Annotated in this window: 11 protein-coding genes; 8 read left to right on the top strand and 3 right to left on the bottom strand. The window is 70.9% G+C overall.

The window, feature by feature from the left end:
* From FPV16_RS25200 to FPV16_RS25190, 3 genes are all read right to left on the bottom strand, one after another.
* Positions 1-1,738: condensation domain-containing protein (locus tag FPV16_RS25200; RefSeq protein ID WP_227441259.1), on the bottom strand; the 1,738-nt coding region annotated here is incomplete at its 3' end.
* Entirely contained in the window at positions 1,739-11,497 is a 9,759-nt protein-coding gene (locus FPV16_RS25195) for a non-ribosomal peptide synthetase (protein ID WP_227441258.1), read from the bottom strand.
* A 54-nt stretch (positions 11,498-11,551) separates the two neighbouring features.
* Positions 11,552-11,767 (bottom strand): MbtH family protein, encoded by a 216-nt coding sequence (locus tag FPV16_RS25190; protein ID WP_227441257.1) that lies wholly within the window; start codon positions 11,765-11,767, stop codon positions 11,552-11,554.
* Between the two features lie 194 nt (positions 11,768-11,961).
* Between FPV16_RS25190 and FPV16_RS25185 the strand changes: the two genes are divergently transcribed.
* The 8 genes from FPV16_RS25185 to FPV16_RS25150 all read left to right on the top strand — a co-directional run.
* Entirely contained in the window at positions 11,962-13,344 is a 1,383-nt protein-coding gene (locus FPV16_RS25185; protein WP_227441256.1) for a lysine N(6)-hydroxylase/L-ornithine N(5)-oxygenase family protein, read from the top strand.
* Between the two features lie 54 nt (positions 13,345-13,398).
* Positions 13,399-14,223 (top strand): ATP-binding cassette domain-containing protein, encoded by an 825-nt coding sequence (locus FPV16_RS25180; RefSeq protein WP_227441255.1) that lies wholly within the window; start codon positions 13,399-13,401, stop codon positions 14,221-14,223.
* A gap of 59 nt (positions 14,224-14,282) precedes the next feature.
* Positions 14,283-14,486, top strand: coding sequence for a hypothetical protein (locus FPV16_RS25175; RefSeq protein WP_227441254.1), 204 nt, complete (start codon positions 14,283-14,285; stop codon positions 14,484-14,486).
* Positions 14,483-14,683, top strand: a complete 201-nt coding sequence (locus FPV16_RS25170) for a DUF3606 domain-containing protein (protein ID WP_227441253.1) — start codon at positions 14,483-14,485, stop codon at positions 14,681-14,683. The genes FPV16_RS25175 and FPV16_RS25170 overlap by 4 nt, the downstream gene beginning before the upstream one ends.
* 162 nt (positions 14,684-14,845) lie before the next feature.
* Positions 14,846-16,042 (top strand): MFS transporter, encoded by a 1,197-nt coding sequence (locus FPV16_RS25165; protein WP_227441252.1) that lies wholly within the window; start codon positions 14,846-14,848, stop codon positions 16,040-16,042.
* 95 nt (positions 16,043-16,137) lie between these two features.
* Positions 16,138-16,599, top strand: coding sequence for a hypothetical protein (locus FPV16_RS25160; RefSeq protein WP_227441251.1), 462 nt, complete (start codon positions 16,138-16,140; stop codon positions 16,597-16,599).
* Between the two features lie 395 nt (positions 16,600-16,994).
* Complete coding sequence (locus tag FPV16_RS25155; RefSeq protein WP_227441250.1) at positions 16,995-17,477, top strand: Hsp20 family protein; 483 nt, start codon at positions 16,995-16,997, stop codon at positions 17,475-17,477.
* Between the two features lie 100 nt (positions 17,478-17,577).
* The coding region (locus tag FPV16_RS25150) for a hypothetical protein (RefSeq protein WP_227441249.1) at positions 17,578-17,933 on the top strand (356 nt) is incomplete at its 3' end.

Below are 17,933 nucleotides of genomic sequence, written 5' to 3'. Positions count from 1 at the left end.
CCCGGAGGATGGCCAGGAAGGCGGCGATCTGGTCCGGCCCGCGCGGCAGGGCCACGGCGACCACGGCCTCGGGGCCGATGCCTTCCCGGATCAGCCGGTGGGCGAGGCGGTTGGCGGCCCGGTCGAGCTCGCCGAACGTGGTGGTGCGCGGACCGCAGATCACCGCCGGAGCCTCTGGATCGGCCTGCGCTGCCGCGCCGATCAGCGCCGGCACCAGCGCCTCCGACAGCGGCATCCCGTCCGCGTAGGGCGAGGATAGCGAGGCGAGGGCGGAGGTCGGGACCAGTGGGAGGGTATCGACGCGGCGGCCGGTCTCCTCCACCGCGCCGCGCAGCAGGGTGAGGAAGCCGTCGCGCATCCGCTCCATGGTGTCCCGCTGGAACAGGTCGCTTGCATAGCCGAACGATCCGCGCACGGCTCCGCCGGCCTCCGCCACCGTCTCCAGCACGAGATCGAACTGGACGTTGCCGGTTCCCCGCCCGAAGGGCGACACGACGAGATCGCCCATCGTGAACCGGGACGGCCCTTCGACCCGGTGGCTGTGCATCACCTGGACGACGGGGGTATGGCTCACGGTCCGGCGGGTCTGGAGCGCTTCCACCAGACGCTCGAAGGGCAGGTCCTGGTGCCCTTGCGCATCCACCATGGCGTCGCGCACGGCCCGCACGTGGTCGAGGACGCTGGCGCCGGGATCAACGACGACGCGGATCGCCAGGGTGTTGACGAACAGGCCGACGAGCCCCTCCGTCTCCGGCCGGTTGCGGTTGGCCACCGGCACGCCGATGCGCAGATCCGCCTCGCCGGTATAGCGCCGGAGCACCAGGGACAAGATGGCGAGGAGGACCATGGCGGTGGTGGCGCCGGCCTGCCGCGCCAGGGATTCGAGGCGGGCGGCGACATCGGCATCGACGGCGAAATCCACCGCCGCTCCGCGAAAACTCTGGACCGCCGGGCGCGGGCGGTCGGCCGGCAGGGGGATCACGCTCTCCGTCGCCCCGAGGCGGTCCCGCCACCAGCCGAGTTGGCGCTCGAGTTCGCCGGCCTCCAGCCAGTCGCGCTGCCAGCGCGCGTAATCGGCATAGGCGATCGGCAGCGGCGGCAGGCCCGACTGTTCACCCGCCGCGTAGAGCCGCATCAGGTCGGCGAGCAGGATCTCCACCGAGCGGCCGTCGGAGACGAGGTGATGCATGGTGAGGAGGAGGACGTGGCGCTGTGGCTCCATCCGCACCAACACGGCCCTGAACAGGGGCGGTGCCGCCAGATCGAAGGGACGCCGTGCCTCCTCCCGCGACAGGGCAGCGAGGCGTTCCTCGGCGAGGGTCCGGTCCTCGGCCTCCAGCGAGACTTGGCGCAGGCTCGCCGCGACGAAGACCGCGGTGACCGCCTCGACCTCGTCGGTCTCGCCGGTGCGGAATCCCGTCCTCAGGGCCGGGTGCCGCGCCACGAGGGCGTCGAGGGCCCGCGCCAGGGCGTCCCGGTCGAGCGGTCCAGTGAGAGCGAGCCCCCCGGCGATATGGAGCAGGGCCGCATCGCCTCCCATCCGCCCGATCAGCCACAGCCGCTCCTGCGCGTAGGACAGGGGAGCGACCCTCTCGCCACCGGCAGCCTCGTCCCCCGCCACGATCGGCAGGCGCGAGAAGTCGATGCCGCGGGCGGCCAGGGCGTCGAGGAAGACCCGCCGCTTGTCGGCGGGAAGCCGGGCGAAGCGGCGGCTGAGATCGGCGGCTTGGCCAGTCATTCAGGCCTCCAGATCGGCGAGGAGAGCGTCCATGTCGGACAGGTCGGCGGATTCGTCCCGGCCATCGCCTGCCCCCTCGCTCGACGTCGCCGCCAGGGCGTAGCCGCGCAGGGTCGGCGCCTCGAACAGGGCACGGATCGGCACGGTGAGACCGAGGCGCTGCTTCACCCGCATGGCGAGTTGCGCCGCGGTGAGGGAATGACCGCCGAGGGCGAAGAAGTCGTCGTCCCGGCCCACGCTCTCGACGTCCAGCACTTCGCGCCAGATCTCGGCGAGGGCGATCTCCATGGACCCTTCGGGCGCGTCCGATCCTCGCGACATGGTCAGGGGCGCCGGCAGGGCGCGCAGATCGAGCTTGCCGTTCGGGGTCAGCGGCAGGGACGCGACGACCAGGATATGAGCCGGCACCATATGTGCCGGTAGCCGGCGAACAATTCCTTCACGCAGAGACTCCGTGTCGATCCCGTCGCCGACCACATAGGCGGCGAGGTGCCTGTCCCCAGCGGCATCGCGGAGGATGACAGCGGCATCGATGACGCCGGGTTCTACCCGCAGGGCTGCGGCGATCTCCCCCGTCTCGATCCGGAACCCGCGCAGCTTCACCTGCCCGTCGGCGCGGCCGAGATAGGCCAGCGTGCCGTCCGGCCGCCGCAGGGCGAGATCGCCGCTGCGATAGAGGCGCGCGCCCGGAGGCCCGAACGGGTCCGGCACGAAGCGCTCGGCGGTCAGTGCGGCCCGCCCGAGATAGCCCTGCGCCAGACCGGCGCCGCCCACATGCAGTTCGCCCGCCACCCCATTCGGTACGGGGTCGAGGGACGCGTCGAGGAGGTGTAGGGTGAGATCCGGCAGGGCCTCGCCGATGGGGCTGTCGGCCCGATTCGCGTCGTCGGCTATGAGCGGACGGTAGGTCACGTGAACCGTGGTTTCGGTGATGCCGTACATGTTGACGAGGCGGGGCGAGGCATCGCCGAAACGCTCAAACCACGGCCGCAGGGCGGAGACGTCGAGGGCTTCCCCACCGAAGACGACGTGGCGCAGCGCCAGCCCTCGGGGCCGCGCGAGGGCGGCCTGCATCAGCGGCCGGAAGGCGGACGGGGTCTGGTTCAGCACCGTCACGCCCTCGCGGACGAGAAGGTCGAGGAACGCGTCCGCCGCCCGCGCCACCTCGCGCGGCACCACGACGAGACGCCCGCCGTGGCAGAGCGCGCCAAAAATCTCCCAGACCGAGAAATCGAACCCGTAGGAATGGAACAGCGTCCAGACATCGTCCTCGGCAAAGCCGAAATCGCCCTGCGTGCTGGTCAGCAGCCGCGCCGCGTTGGCATGGGTGACCACGACGCCCTTCGGCCGGCCGGTGGAGCCCGACGTATAGATCACATAGGCCGGCTGCTCCGGGTGGGGGGCCTGAGGCAGCGGCGTGCCTCCGTCTTCGGACGGCGCCCCGTCCATCAGGATCGGCCTGGGGCCGTCCTCTGGCAGGCTGTCGACGAGGCCGCTCGTGGCGAGCACGTGCCGGGCCCCGCAATCGGTGAGCATGAAGGCGAGGCGGTCGGCCGGATAGGCCGGGTCGAGGGGAACATAGCCGGCTCCGCTCTTCAGGATCGCCAGGATGCCGACGACGAGGGAGATCGAGCGCTCGACGCAGAGACCGACGAGATCGCCCGGCCGCACGCCTTCGCGGACGAGACGCCGGGCAAGACGCGCCGCCCTGGTCTCGAGGTCGGCATAAGTCGCCTGTTCGCCCTCGCACGTGACAGCCACGGCCTGCGGTCGCCGCCCCGCCTGCCAGGCGATCCTGAGATGAATCGCGGGCTCGGCCGGCGATGGCCGGAGGGCGGCGGCCCGATGCCGTGCCGCCGCGATCTCGTCGGGCGGGACGAGGGAGAGGGCATCGAGGGGCGCGTCGGCCGCATCCATCAGGGCATCGAGGATGTGAAGCAGCTGCGCATCGAGGCGCCGGACCTCGGCTGAGGAGATCCGGGCCTGATCGATGCTCCAGTTCAGGCGCGGCGTGCCGTCGAGGAGAAGCGACAGGGTGAGGGGAACGTCGGTCGCTTCGAGCGTCGTGACCGGGCCGAATTCCAGCCCGCCGAGGCTGCGGTCGCGGACCACGGCGTCGAGGGGGTAGTTCTCGACGACGAGGAGGCTGTCGAACAGCGGCTGCCCGCCGCGCCCGACCCAGGCCTGGATGTCGGCCAGCGATGCGAGATCGTGCTCGCGCAGGGCCGCCGCCTCGCCTTGCAGCCGACGCAGCCAGTCCGCGACATTCAGATGTCCGGGCAGACCGATGCAGCGCGGCACCGTGTTGATGAACAGGCCGAGTACCCCGTGCATCCCGCCGTCGTCCGGCGGCCGGCCCGACCCGGTGGTGCCGAAGGCCACGGTGGAGCGCCCGGTGAAACGGCTCAGGGTCAGGGCCCAGGCCGCCTCGAACACTGTGTTCAGTGTCACCTTCTCGCGGCGGGCGAAGGCCTGGAGGCGGTCGGTCCGCGCCTCGCCCAGGGCGGTGTCGATGGCGATGTGTCCGCTCGCTCCCGTCTCGCCGGACAGGGCCGGGGCGAGGAGGCTCGGCTCGTCCAGCCCGGCCAGGGCCTCGTGCCAGAACGCCTCGTCGGCGCTGCGGTCGCTTTGCGACAGCCGGGTCAGGTGTTCGCGGAACAGGCGCGTCGGTGCCTCGACCACCTCTCCGGCATAGTGGCGCAGCACCTCGGAGATCAGACGCGCATTGCTCCATCCGTCGAGGAGAAGATGGTGGCAGGTCCAGATCAGCCGGTGCCGGTGTTGGCCGAGATCTTGGCCGAGATCGACCAGGAGGAGCCGCATGAGCGGTGCCTGCGCGAGATCGAAGCCGCGGGCGCGCTCGGTCCGCGCCAGCGCATCGAGATCGGCGTCGGCGCGGTCGCTCATGTCGAGCCGGGTGATCGGCAGTTCCGCCGAGGCGTGCACGAGCTGGAGCGGAGCGGCGAGGTCGCCGGTCCAGAGGAAGCTCGTGCGCAGGATCGGATGGCGGGCGACGCTCGCGCGCCAGGCCGCCGCGAACCGGTCGGGATCGAGGTTGCGGATCGTGACGCCGAGCTGGTTGACGTAGAGACCCGCTTCCGGCGCGGCCAGCGCGTGGAACAGGATGCCGCCCTGCGTCGGGGTCAGCGGATAGATGTCCGTCACGTCCCGCAGATCGAGGCCGTCGATCCGGTCCTGCGTGAGAGCCGCCAGGGGGAAATCCGACGGGGTCGGGCCGCCGGCCAGGGGGTCGAGGCCGTGCTCGGCGAGGGCGGAGAACGCGGCATGGAGCCTTTCGGCGAGGCGGTCGATGCTGGCCCCTTCGAAACGGGCGGCGCTGTAGCCCAGGCGCAGGGTGACCGCGCCGTCCCGCAGGAAGCTGTCGATGATCAACTCGGCGCCGAGGGGTGCGGCGGGATCCGCCGACAGCCGCATCGATCCGGCATCGATGGAGAACAGGGCCCCGGCATCGATCTCGGCGACGGTGCCGAGGTGATTGAACGTCACCTCCGGCCAGGGCTGGGTCGAGAGTTTCGCGCGCTCGGATCCCGTGCCGAGGTAGCGCAGAACCGAATAGTCCGAGCCGTTCCCGGAAAGGCTGCGCACCGCCTCCTTTGCCGACTTCACATCGCGCCCGACATCGCTCGATATCGCCAGGGTGATCGGAGCCAGGGTGGTGAACCAGCCGACGGTTCGATCGAGGGGAAGGTTCGCGGCGTCCCCGTCCCGCCCGTGGCGCTCCAGGGTGACGCTCAGCGTCGAGTGCCCCGACCAGGCGGCGACGGCACGGGAAAGGCCGGCGAGGAGCACTTCGTCGAGCCGCATCCCGTAGGCCGCGCGCAGGCGGTCGAGCCCTGACATGAGGGAGGAGTCGAGGACGAGAATTCTCGTTGCGGCGTGGCTCTGGTCACACGCACCGTCGGGTCGGTCGACGGGAAGGCGGGCGACCGAAGGCGCGGACGCCCAAGCCTCGCTCCGGCCTGCGATCTCCGCCGCGTGATCTTGCAGACGATGAGCCCAGGCCCGGAAGGGCGTCGCGACGGCAGGCGCTAATTCATCGCCCCCGTAGAGCAGGTCGAGATCGGAGACGAGGATGCGCCACGACACGGCATCTACCACGAGGTGATGGGCCGTAAGAAGCAGGCGCTGACGCCCGTCGGGGAAGTTCGCCAGGATGGCGGCGAAGACACGGCCATCGGCGAGGTTGAGGCTGCGCTCGGCGGCGAGGAAACAGGTCCGCGCTTCGTCGTCGCTGTCCACATCGACGATGGACAGCGGCTCGGCGAGCATGGCGGGCGATACCGGCTCCTGGATCCAGGCGCCGACCGCATCGTGGCCGAAGGCGTAGCGCAATGCTTCGTGATGGGCCACGAGGGCGGCCAGCGCAGCGCCGATGCGATCGGCGTCGAGCCTCACGCGGGCATCGAGTTCGAGGGATTGGTTCCAATGGTCCCGGCGGGCCATCGGCTGTTCGAAGAACCAGTGCTGGATGGGCGTGAGCGGCGCGGGGCCTTCCGGCACGGACACCGTGGCTTCCGCCCCATCGGGCCGGGCGATGACGCGGGCCAGGGCGGCGACGGTCTGATGCTCGAAGATCTGGCGCGGCGTCGCGGCAAAGCCGGCTTCGCGCAGGCGAGCGACGATCTGCAGGCTGAGAATGGAATCGCCGCCGGCCTCGAAGAAGTTCTGGTCGGGTGGGATGGCGGGGAGGCCGAGGGCCTTGGCCCAGATGTCGGCGACGATGGCCTCGGTGGGGGTGAGCGGGCGCGAGGCTCCGCTCGCCGCCTCGGCCAGGGGCGCGGGCTCCGGCAGCGCCGCCCGGTCGAGCTTGCCGTTGGGCGTCAGCGGCAACCGCTCCAGCGCCACGATCCGGCTCGGCACCATGTAGTCCGGCAACCGCCGGGCCAGATCCGCCCGGATCGCGCCCGCGTCGAGGACCGCTCCCGGCGCCGCCACCGCATAGGCCACCAGTAGCGGACCCGCCGGACCCTGGCGCAAAGCCGCCGCCGCCCCCGCCACGGTCTCCTGCGCCAGGAGCGCCGCCTCGACCTCGCCGAGTTCGATCCGGAACCCGCGCAGCTTCACCTGCGCGTCCGCCCGCCCGAGATACTCCACCGTCCCGTCCGCCCGCCAGCGCGCCAGATCCCCGGTACGGTAGAGCCGGCCGCCGTCCCGACCCGACAGGTCCGGGAACGGGTCGGGGATGAACCGGTCCGCCGTCTGCCCGGCCCGGCCGAGATAGCCCCGCGCCAGACCGTCACCGCCCAGATGCAGTTCCCCGGTGACCCCCACCGGCACCGGCTGCAGCGCCGCGTCGAGAATGTAGGCCCGCCGGTCCCCCACCGCCCGGCCGATCGGGGCGTAGGCCCCCTCCACCGCATCCCCGGCCCGCGCCCGCCACACCAGCGGCGAGATCACCGTCTCGGTGGGGCCGTAGCCGTTGATCAGCAGCGTCGGGTCGAGCGCCCGGCCGATCAGCGCGAAGCTCTCGCGCGACAGGGCCTCGCCGCCGAACGCGTAGGAGCGCCGGCTCGGGCGCGGGCCGCTGGCGGCCTCGAGCGCCAGCTGGTGCATGTAGGCGGTGGGGAAGCCCGCATGGGTCACGCGATGACGCTCCATCGCATCGAGCGCCTCGCGCGGGGTCCACAGCCCGTCGGGCTTGAGCACGACGCAGCCGCCGAAGGCCAGCGGCACCATCCAGCGCTCCTGCGCCCCGTCGAAGCTCATCGACAGGACGTGGAGTTCGCGGGTCTGCCGGTTCGTGCCGTAGACGGCCCCCGTGGCGCGGACATGCCGGGCCAGGGGTCCGTGCGCCACGGCGACGCCCTTGGGGGTCCCGGTGGAGCCCGACGTGTAGATCACGTAGGCGAGTTGCTCCGGATGGGCCGTGCGGGACGGGGCGGTCTCCATCTCCGACAAGAGGTCGAGGGCGGAGGGGTCGAGCGTCGCGCCCTCCTGCATCCCGGCCTCCCGCATCCCGGCTTCCTTGGCCACCCCGTCGAGGGCGCTGCCCTGCACCAGCAGCAGGCGGGCGCCGGCATCGCGCAGGAGGGCGGCCAGACGCGCCCGCGGCTGGGCCGGATCGAGGGGCAGGAACGCGCCCCCGGCCCGGAGGATGGCCAGGAAGGCGGCGATCTGGTCCGGCCCGCGCGGCAGGGCCACGGCGACCACGGCCTCGGGGCCGATGCCTTCCCGGATCAGCCGGTGGGCGAGGCGGTTGGCGGCCCGGTCGAGCTCGCCGAACGTGGTGGTGCGCGGACCGCAGATCACCGCCGGAGCCTCTGGATCGGCCTGCGCTGCCGCGCCGATCAGCGCCGGCACCAGCGCCTCCGACAGCGGCATCCCGTCCGCGTAGGGCGAGGATAGCGAGGCGAGGGCGGAGGTCGGGACCAGTTCGAGCGTGTCGATGCGCTGGGCCGGGGTGCCGGTCAGGCCGTCCAGCAGGGCGAGGTAGCCCTCCTCGAACCTTGCGATGGTGGCGGGGTCGAAAAGGGCCTCGGAATAGGCAAAGGTCGCGGACAGGTCGCCGTCCTTCTCCGACACTTCCAGGACGAGGTCGTAGGCGGGCGTGCCGGTATCCTGCCCGAATGCTTCGAGCGTCAGGCCGGCGACGTTACCGAGATCGCCCAGGGTCGCCGGCTGCTGGCTGATCATCACGCGGGCGAGGGGCGCCCGGCCGGGAACGCGTTCCGGCTGGAGCGCCTCCACCAGACGCTCGAAGGGCAGATCCTGATGGGCCAGGGCTCCCGTCATCGAGGTCCATAGCCGGCTGATAACGTCACGCCCCGGTGATGCCGGGTCGATCGAGACTGGCAGCACCAGCGTGTTCACGAACACGCCGACGAGGTGTTCGACGCCCGGCAGGTGGCGACCCGCCACGGGCATGGCGATGCGCAGGCTCCTTGTGTCGCCATAGCGATGCAGGAAAAGCGCGAAGGCGCCGAGCAGGATCGTGAAGGGCGACGTGCCTGTCTCCCCCGCCAGGGTCGCGACCCGACGGCTCACCCCCTCGCCGATGGCGAAACCGTGCCGGAGGACGCGGTCGGATACTCCGACCTGCCTCTGGCGATCGGTGAGGGACAGATCGGGTTCGGGTCCGCCGAGGCGTTCGCGCCACCAGGCGAGGTGGGCCTCCATCGCATCGGCGCGCGTTTCGCCCGCCTGCCAGGCGGCGATATCGGCCGGCTGGATTGCGAGGGCGGGCAGATCGGCGGGCTGGCCCACCGCCTCCGCCCGATAGAGCGCCGGCCATTCCCGCAGGATCACGCCCATCGACCAGCCATCGGACACGATGTGATGCAGGGTCACCAGGAGGACGTGATGGGCCTCGCCGAGGCGAACCAGGGCAAAGCGCGCGAGCGGGCCGCCGGCGAGGGTGAAGGGGCGTTCCGCCGCCTCGCGGCAGAGAACGGCGAACCGCTCCTCGCGTTCATGGGCGGCGAACCCGGTCAGATCGGTCTCGGGCAACGCGACGTCGCAGCCGGCCACAATCACCTGCTCGGCCCGGCCGTCGGGCCGGCGATGCAGATGGGTGCGGAAGGCTTCGTGCCGTGCGACGAGGGCCGCGAGGCTGCGATCCAGGGCGCTCCGGTCGAGGGCGCCGTGGAGGTGAATCCCGCCGGCGATATGATGGCGCTCGTCATCGCCGAATTCGGCCTCGAACCAGAGCCGCTCCTGCGCCAGCGACAGGGGAAGCGCTCCGTCACGGGAGGCCGGATCGATCACGAGAGCCGTCGTGCCGGCCGCGATCTCCGCCCCGACCGCATCGGCGAAAGCCCCGAGCCGGGGATGCGTGAACAGGGTCTGCGGCGGGATCGCGACACCGATGGCCGCGCGAAGCTCGGTGAGCATCCCGATGGCCGCAATGGAATTGCCGCCGAGGGCGAAGAAGTGACTGTCGCGGGTCAGGTCGCGCCGGTCGAGGATGCCGGACCAGATCGCGGCGAGGCGCGCATCCAGCCCGGTCAGGGCCATGGCCTCACCGGATTTCGGCGCGCTATCCCCATCGACGCGCCGGCCATCCTCCACCACCGCGTAAGCGTCGAGGGAGCCCGTCTCCCATCCGCGCCGCGTGGCGCCGCGCTGGATCTTCCCGCTGGATGTGCGCGGCAGGCCGCCGGGATTGAGGAGAACCACGACGCGCGCGGTCTCGAGGAAGGCGTCGGCGACGGCCTCCGACACCAGCGAGGCGATCGCCTCGGGCGCAGCGAGCTTCTGGACGGTGCGCGACACCTCCACCGCCACGCCGATGCTCTCGCGGCCGTCGCGCTCGACGGAAAAGGCGGCGATGCGGCCCCGGCGCAGGATATCGACGCCCTGCTCCACCACCCGCTCCACGTCCTGCGGATAGACATTCTGGCCACGCAGGATGATCAGATCCTTCTCGCGCCCGACAAGGAAGAGTCGGCCCTGGTGCAGGAAGCCGAGATCGCCCGTCCTCAGGCAGCGGACGCCGTGCCGGTCGACGAAGGCGGCCGCCGTCGCGTCCGGGTTGCGCCAGTAGCCCTGGGCGAGGCTCGGACCGGAGACGATGACCTCGCCGATGGTCCCATCCGGCAGCGATTCCCCATCGGAACCGGCGATGTGGATCGGATGCCTGGGCTGCTCGAAGCCGCAATCCACCAGCCGGGTGCCGTCCGCCACAGCGACGGCGCGGCCTTCCGCGAGGGTGGCGGGATCGAGGTCGAGGGACCGCATGCCCTCGCCGCGCGTCCCGGCGGTGAGGAAGAGCGTCGCCTCGGCTAGGCCGTAGGACGGCCTCAGCGCGCGGACGTCGAACCCGGCGGGAGCGAAGCGCGCGGCGAAATCGGCCATGGTCGAGGCCCGGACCATCTCCGAGCCGGAGAAGGCGATCTGCCAGCTCGACAGGTCGAGTCGCGCGACGGTCTCGTCATCGACCCTGTCCTGGCACAGGCGGAACGCGAAATCGGGGCCTCCGCTCACCGTCCCGCGATGATGGTGAATGGCTTCCAGCCAGCGCGCCGGACGGCCGAGGAAATGCTTGGGCGACATGAGGACGCCCAGGATGCCCGCGTAGATCGGCTGCAGCATGCCGCCGATCAGGCCCATGTCGTGATAGAGCGGAAGCCAGCTCACCATGACGTCGTCGGGGCGGAAATCGAACCCGCCCCGGATCAGCAACTCGTTGGCGACGAGGTTGGCGTGGCTGACGATCACGCCCTTCGGCAGGGCCGTGGAGCCCGACGTGTATTGCAGGAAGGCCACGTCGTCCGGCGACGGCGCCGCCTCGAGCCCGCCGGCGGTTTGCGCGTCGCCGAGATCGTCCGCGGAGATGTCCTCCACCGGCAGGACCGCGCTGCGGTGTCCCGCCGTAGCGAGCATGGCGTGAACGGAGTCCGCGTCGCTGCGATGGACGAGGATCAGCGCCGGCTCGGCGTCATTGATGATCGCGGCGATGCGCGCCTGATGCTGCGCCCGGCGCGGCTCCGGCGGAAACACCGGGACGGCGATGAGGCCGGCCTGGAGGCAACCGAAGAAGCCCGCGACGTAGTCGAGGCCGGTATCGAGCAGGAGGCAGACCCGGTCGCCGGGCCTCGCCGATTGCCGAAGCCGCGCGGCGATGGCCCGCGCCCGATGGTAGAGCTCCGCGTAGGTGACCGTGACCTCGCCCCGCTGCGGGTCGTCGAGGAAATGCAGGGCGGAGACCTCGCCATGGGTCTCGGCCAGCCAGCGCAGATGACTGACGAAGTCCGTGGCGGGCGGGACCGCCAGCGACGCGCGCGGGAAACCGTCGGTCATCATGTGTCCTGGCAAGTCTAGAACGGGGATGTCATCGAAACGGGGCGCCGGGGTTCAGGCGCGGGCATCGCCGGCAAGGGCGCGGCGCAGGCTCAGGGGCCGCATGTCGGTCCAGACCGTGTCGATATGCGCGAGGCACGCGGCGCGGGCCCCGGAGAAGCCGGTGGCGCTCCATCCGGCCGGCACCGGGCGATGGGCGGGCCAGACGGAGTACTGTTCTTCCCCGTTGATCACGACGAGGAACGTCGCTTCGCTGTCGTCGATGGCCATGGCGTCGCGCTCCGCGAAAGAAGTCGGTCTCGCAGCCAGAGACGGTGACGGACCGCCGAAATTTAAGCGGCGGCGCACAATTTTTCCGGTCGGCTCCTAAATCCCTCCCCTGCCCGAACGTCCCTTTGCCTGACGACCGCCGGCGGATCGCCGCGGTGATCCGTGTCGCTCGGCGCAGGAATGGAGGTTCGGTGATGACGGAATCCTACGACCACTCGGATACGTCCTTCCCCCTGCGCGGGGTCTTCCGGGACGAGGGGCTGAGGCGCGGGGACGATGACGACGCGCCGGTCTACGATGCGCTCGGCATCGGCTTCGGCCCGTCGAACCTGTCGCTGGCCATCGCCCTCGACGAGGCGGGACGGCGGCGGGGCCACCAGCCACGGGTGCGCTTCCTCGAGCGCCAGGACGAGTTCGTCTGGCATGGCGGGATGCTGCTGCCCGATAGCGGGATGCAGATCTCCTTCCTGAAGGATCTCGTCACCCTGCGCGACCCGACGAGCCCCTACACCTTCATCAACTACCTTCATGTCCACGGCCGGCTGATCGACTACATCAACCGCAAGTCGTTCTTTCCGAGCCGGATCGAGTTCAACGCCTATCTGCGCTGGGTGGCCGGGCATTTCGCCGATCGCTGCGACTATGGCGATACGGTGCTAGCGGTCGAGCCGGAGGGGCGCGGCGACGCGATCCGCCACCTGCTCGTCCATTCGCGCAAGGCCGATGGCCGCGAGCAGAGGCGGCGCACCCGCGCCGTCATCCTCGCCACCGGGGGCGAGCCGCGCATCCTGCCGGTCTTCGAGGAGCTGCAGGGCAGCGCCCGGATCTTCCACTCCTCGCGCTACCTGTCGCGGATCGACGGCGTTCCCCTGCCGGACGGCGCCGCACGCCGCCCGCGCATCGCCGTCATCGGCGCGGGCCAGACCGCGGCCGAGCTGTTCCTCGACCTGCAAAGCCGCATCCCCACCGCCGACATCGCCATGATCTTCCGGGGGCAGGCCTTGAAGCCCGCCGACGACAGCCCCTTCGTCAACGAGATCTTCAACCCGGACTTCACCGACTTCGTCTACGGCCAGCCCGAGACCCAGCGCCGGGCCATCATCGACGAGTTCCGCGGCACCAACTACTCGGTGATCGACACCGACCTTCTGACGCGCATCTTCGACATCCTCTACCAGCAGAAGGTCAGCGGCGAGCATCGCCACGCCCTGCAGCCGAGGACCACCGTGGTCGGAGCCGTGGAGCAGGCCGGCGCGATCGTCCTCGAAACCCTGGACGCCGCCACGGGGCTCACCGCACAGGAACCCTACGACGCCGTGATCCTGGCCACGGGCTATCGCCGCGACCGCCTGGAGACCATCATGCCGTCCCTCGCCCCGCATCTCACCGACGGCACCATCGGGCGCGACTACCGCCTCGCCACCCGACCCGGTTTCGAGCCCGGTATCTACCTCCAGGGGTTCAGCGAACCCACCCACGGCCTGAGCGATACCCTCTTGTCCATCCTGGTCATGCGGGGGCATGAGATCGCCCAATCGCTCCTCGCCGACCGGCAGAGGGCCAGTGCGCGGGCCTGAGCCGGCCCTCGATCCACCGGCATGGCGGGTGTTGCAGCGTCGAACGGGCGAACGATGTCCTTGAGCCGAACCGATGCGGAACCACGATCGGAGTCGGGTCCCGAGGATGCGGCCTACAGCCTCGACCGGGTCACGTTCTCGGTGCCCGGACGCGTGCTGCTGCAGCCGCTGACCCTGACCATTCCCGCCGGCCGGGTCATCGGCCTCATCGGCCATAACGGGTCGGGCAAGTCGACGCTGATCAAGCTGCTCGGCCGCCAGCAGGCCCCGAGCGCCGGGCGTGTCCTGTTCAAGGGCGCCCCGATCGAGCAACTTGGAGACCGCGCCTTCGCCCGCGAGGTCGCCTACCTGCCGCAGACGACGCCGCAGGCACCGGGCATGCTGGTCAGGGAGCTCGTCGCCATGGGCCGCTATCCCTGGCACGGAGCGCTGGGCCGGATGGGCGCCGCCGACCGCGAGGCCGTCGCCGAGGCGATGCGGCTCACCACGGTGACGCCCTTCGCCGAGCGCATGGTGGACAGCCTCTCCGGCGGCGAGCGCCAGCGCGTCTGGCTCGCCATGCTGGTGGCGCAGAATGCCGGCTGCCTGCTCCTGGACGAGCCCATCGCCGCCCTCGACGTCACCCACCAGATCGAGGTGCTCTCCCTCGTGCGCCAGCTGTCCCGGGAGCGCGGCCTCACCGTCATCGTGGTCCTGCACGACGTGAACATGGCGGCCCGCACCTGCGACGACCTCATCGCGCTCCATGGCGGACGCCTCATCGCGCGCGGCACGCCTGCCGAGATCGTGACGCCGGAGGGGCTGGAGGCGATCTACGGGGTGCGCATGGGGGTCTTCCCCCATCCCCGGACGGGCATGGCCCTGAGCTACGTCGACTGAGGCCGGCCCGAACCCACGTCGCGCTTCATGCGTTGGCCCGCCAGATCAGGGAGCAACGCATGTCCGAGACGACGAAACCGCCCGAACCGACCAGGGTGAACGAGGATCTGGCCTCCTCCACCTACGACCGATCGCGTGATGGGACGCCGGAGCAGACCGGCGCCGCGACCGGCCCGAAGGATACCGTCACCGGCACCGTCCAGGAAACGCCCAACGAGCCGAGCGACCGCCCCGGCACCGAAGCCGAGGAGAACGCCCGATGAGCATGGACGAGTCCACGCCCGAAGCGCCCGCCACGGTGAGACTGACGGAGCCCCGCGACAAGGCCTATTGGGCCCGCTATTTCCAGACCCCGAGCGAGGAGGTGGAGGCCGCCGTGGCGGAGGTCGGCCACGATCCCGCGAAGGTCGCCGAACGGCTCGGAAAGCCGTGGCCGTTCGAAGCCAGCGGCATCGTGTGAGGAGCGGTCCGCGCCGCAGAGCCTAGTGCTGCGGCCGCCGATCGAGGCTGCGAGGGCCGGGGCTCGCGCGGCGTTGCCCGACGCCGGATCGCGTACACTTTCGGCCGGACGGCGTAGAGCGGGTCGGGTAGAGGGGAGCCTGCCCGCGGAGATCCCCAGTCGATGGATGCCGAAACCCTGTCCCGCCGCACCCTGCGCTTCGTCAACGTGGCGCATGCTCTGGATCACTTCGTCCTGCTGATCTACCCGACGGCGGTGATCGCCATCGCGGCGCGGACCGGCCTCGGCTACGGCGAGCTGATCACGCTCGCCACCGGCGCCTTCGTGGCCTTCGGCCTCTGCGCGCTGCCGATGGGCTGGCTCGCCGACCGGTTCGGGCGGCGTAACCTTCTGGCGGTGTTCTTCTTCGGCTACGGCCTGTCCTGCCTCGGGGTCGCGAGTGCCACGAGCCCGAGGGCCTTCGCCCTGTGGCTCTGCGTGCTCGGGCTGGCTTCGGCGATCTATCACCCGGTGGGCTCGACCATGCTGGTCTCCCATGCGCGCCGCCTCGGGCGCGACCTCGGCGTGAACGGCGTCTGGGGCAATCTCGGCGCCGCCACGGCCTCGGGCGTCACGGCGCTGCTGACGACGGGGTTCGGCTGGCAGGCGGCCTTCGTCGTGCCGGGCCTGGTCTGCCTCGCCTGCGGGGCGGCCTTCGTGGCGATGGTCCCCGGCGACGGCGAGGGCGCGCAGGGCAAGGCCGGGGGCAAGGCGGTGCTCGCGGTGTCGCGGCCGATCCCCCTCCTCGTGGTCTTTGCCTGCGCCATCGTGGCCGGCGGGATGACCTTCAACATCACCACCATCGCCCTGCCGAAGGTGGTGGACGAGGGCGTCGGCGACGGTCTGCCCCTGGCGCTGATCGGCTCCGTGGCCACCCTGGTCTTCGTGTTCGGGGCCCTGACCCAGCTGCTGATGGGGCGCCTGATCGACCGCTACAGCCTGCCGGCGCTGTTCCTCGGCCTGTCCGTGCTGCAGCCGCTCGGCCTCGGAATCGCGGCCCTGAGCACGGGAATTCCGCTCCTCGCCGGCCTCGTCCTGGCGATGGCGGCGCTCTACGGGCAGGTGGTGATCAACGACGCGATGGTGGCCCGCTACGTGCCGCCCCTCTACCGCGCGAGGGCCTACAGCGTGCGCTATTTCCTCGGCTTCACGGTGAGCGGGTTCGTGGTGCCGCTGATCGCGATCCTGCACGCGCGGGGCGGGTTCGGCCTCGTGCTCGGGATCGCGGGGGCGTTCGGCGCGATCATCGTCGCCTCGGCGATCGGCTTCTTCGGCCTCACGCGGATGGAGCGATCCCGGCCCCTCGCCCCGGCGGAATGACCGCCACGCGACCGGCCTTCGCACCGCCATCGGACGGATTGATCGCGAAAGCCGGGCGAACGTCCTATTCCGGTCCTGCCAGCGGGAGCGATGCCATGCAGAAGCGCTACGAGATTTTCGCCGACTACCACCAGTTTTATCTCTGGGACCAGGCCGAGAGCCCCGACACGGCGCTGGATTACACCGACGACGACCTCCAGCGGCGGGTCAAGACGGCGCCGTTCCTCGTGGTGATCCAGCCCGAGCGCAACATGGCCGTGCCGGTGGAGCTCGACATCGTCGCCGGGCCGCCGGACGAGGCCCTCGACCTCTGGGACCATGTGGTGGAGGCGAGCCTCGACCTGCCCTCGGGCCGGCTCGAACTCCACGAATGCACCGGCGGATCGATCGACATCCTGTCGGTGGCCCCCGGCCCCTACCGCGTCCGTGCGTATTTCGGCGGCCTCGGCACCCTCACCGACGATCGCCTGGACGGCGAGGACCATTACCGCCTCGTCCTGTGGCCGGCCCCGCCCGCCCCCCTCGCGGTGATCAAGCAATTTGCCGGTGCCCGCTGAGCGCCCGACCCCACCGTTCGCAGATCTCGCGGGCACCGTGGGTTCCCTCTCGTTCCGGGCGACCGAGTTCTCACGACTCCGACGGACCTAGGGACGATCAGAAACCCTGTGCTGAAGGCTTCCGGCGGGTGAGCGTGAGACGCGACGGGCTCCCTCTCCTTCCAGGAGAGGGGACCCGAGCGGCCCGAAAGATGTGCGAAGTCAGCAGCCCCTCGCGGCGGAAGGCCGGGCCGCAGCCCGGCCCCTCACACCGCGAAAAAAATCCACATCGCCCTGGAACCGCACCCCGCCCTCCGCGTTTCACGCGTGCGAGGCCACGATCGGCTCGCACCTTGGCGCCGGACACGGTGTCCGGCGGCCTTTGTCATCACGTTGCTCTTCAGGAGGATGTGGTCATGAGGACCTTGGATTTCGCACCGCTCTACCGCTCGACCGTCGGTTTCGACCGCATGATTGCGCTGCTCGACCAGGCGACGCGGATCGAGCCGTCGACGACCTGGCCGCCCTACAATATCGAGAAGGTGGCCGACGATTCCTATCGCATCACCATGGCGGTGGCGGGCTTCAGCCCGGATGAGATCGACCTGACGCAGCACGACACCGTGCTTCAGGTGACCGGCCAGAAGGGGGGCCAAGACGGAGAGCGCGCCTATCTCCATCGCGGGATCGCGACGCGGCCGTTCCGGCAGACCTTCAACCTGGCCGACCACGTGAAGGTCACGGGAGCCCGCCTCGACAACGGGCTCCTGACCGTGGACCTCGTGCGCGAGGTGCCGGAGGCGTTCAAGCCCCGCCGCATCGCCATCGCCGGCGCGGCGAACCCCATGGGCCAGGACAACACCCGTCTGCAGGTCGAGGACCGCGCCGAAGCCGCCTGATCCGCGCGCCACCCCAAACAAGACCCTCGGGGGCCTCCGGGCCCGCGGGGGCCGCCATCGTTGTCAAGTCCTGCCTCACAGCCCTCAGGGAGGATCGATCATGTCAATGAAGGAGACGCATGTGTCCCGTTCCGGCCTCGGAACGTCCGGCCTGATGAACGGCCCCATGAACCCCGCGGCGACCCAGCCCGCCTCGTTCGAGGCGTGGCAGGCGCTGGTGGCGCCCGGGGACGTGTTTCGTCATCCGCGCGAGGTGCTGGCGCACCCGCTCCTGACCCGCGAGGAGAAGCGGACGATCCTGGCCTCCTGGGTCTCGGATGCCTGCGCCCTCGAGAACGCACCGGGCCTGCGCTGCCTGACGGGGTCCCGGGCCGAGCCGGTCTCCGTCGATGCCCTGCTCGCGGCGCTCGCCGAGATCGACGGGGATGTGCCAGCCGAGACGGCCGCCCCCGGCCC

The organism is Methylobacterium sp. W2, assembly GCF_020662345.1.
Taxonomy (GTDB): Bacteria; Pseudomonadota; Alphaproteobacteria; order Rhizobiales; family Beijerinckiaceae; genus Methylobacterium.
The sequence above is the reverse complement of the archived record's forward strand: the minus strand, read 5'-3'. Positions and strand labels throughout refer to the sequence as shown.

Coding starts and splice junctions, on each gene's coding strand:
- FPV16_RS25170 (WP_227441253.1), top strand. CDS start 14,483: ATGAGCATGGACGAGTCCACGCCCGAAGCGCCCGCCACGGTGAGACTG.
- FPV16_RS25185 (WP_227441256.1), top strand. CDS start 11,962: ATGACGGAATCCTACGACCACTCGGATACGTCCTTCCCCCTGCGCGGG.
- FPV16_RS25155 (WP_227441250.1), top strand. CDS start 16,995: ATGAGGACCTTGGATTTCGCACCGCTCTACCGCTCGACCGTCGGTTTC.
- FPV16_RS25195 (WP_227441258.1), bottom strand. CDS start 11,497: ATGACCGACGGTTTCCCGCGCGCGTCGCTGGCGGTCCCGCCCGCCACG.
- FPV16_RS25165 (WP_227441252.1), top strand. CDS start 14,846: ATGGATGCCGAAACCCTGTCCCGCCGCACCCTGCGCTTCGTCAACGTG.
- FPV16_RS25175 (WP_227441254.1), top strand. CDS start 14,283: ATGTCCGAGACGACGAAACCGCCCGAACCGACCAGGGTGAACGAGGAT.
- FPV16_RS25190 (WP_227441257.1), bottom strand. CDS start 11,767: ATGGCCATCGACGACAGCGAAGCGACGTTCCTCGTCGTGATCAACGGG.
- FPV16_RS25180 (WP_227441255.1), top strand. CDS start 13,399: ATGTCCTTGAGCCGAACCGATGCGGAACCACGATCGGAGTCGGGTCCC.
- FPV16_RS25160 (WP_227441251.1), top strand. CDS start 16,138: ATGCAGAAGCGCTACGAGATTTTCGCCGACTACCACCAGTTTTATCTC.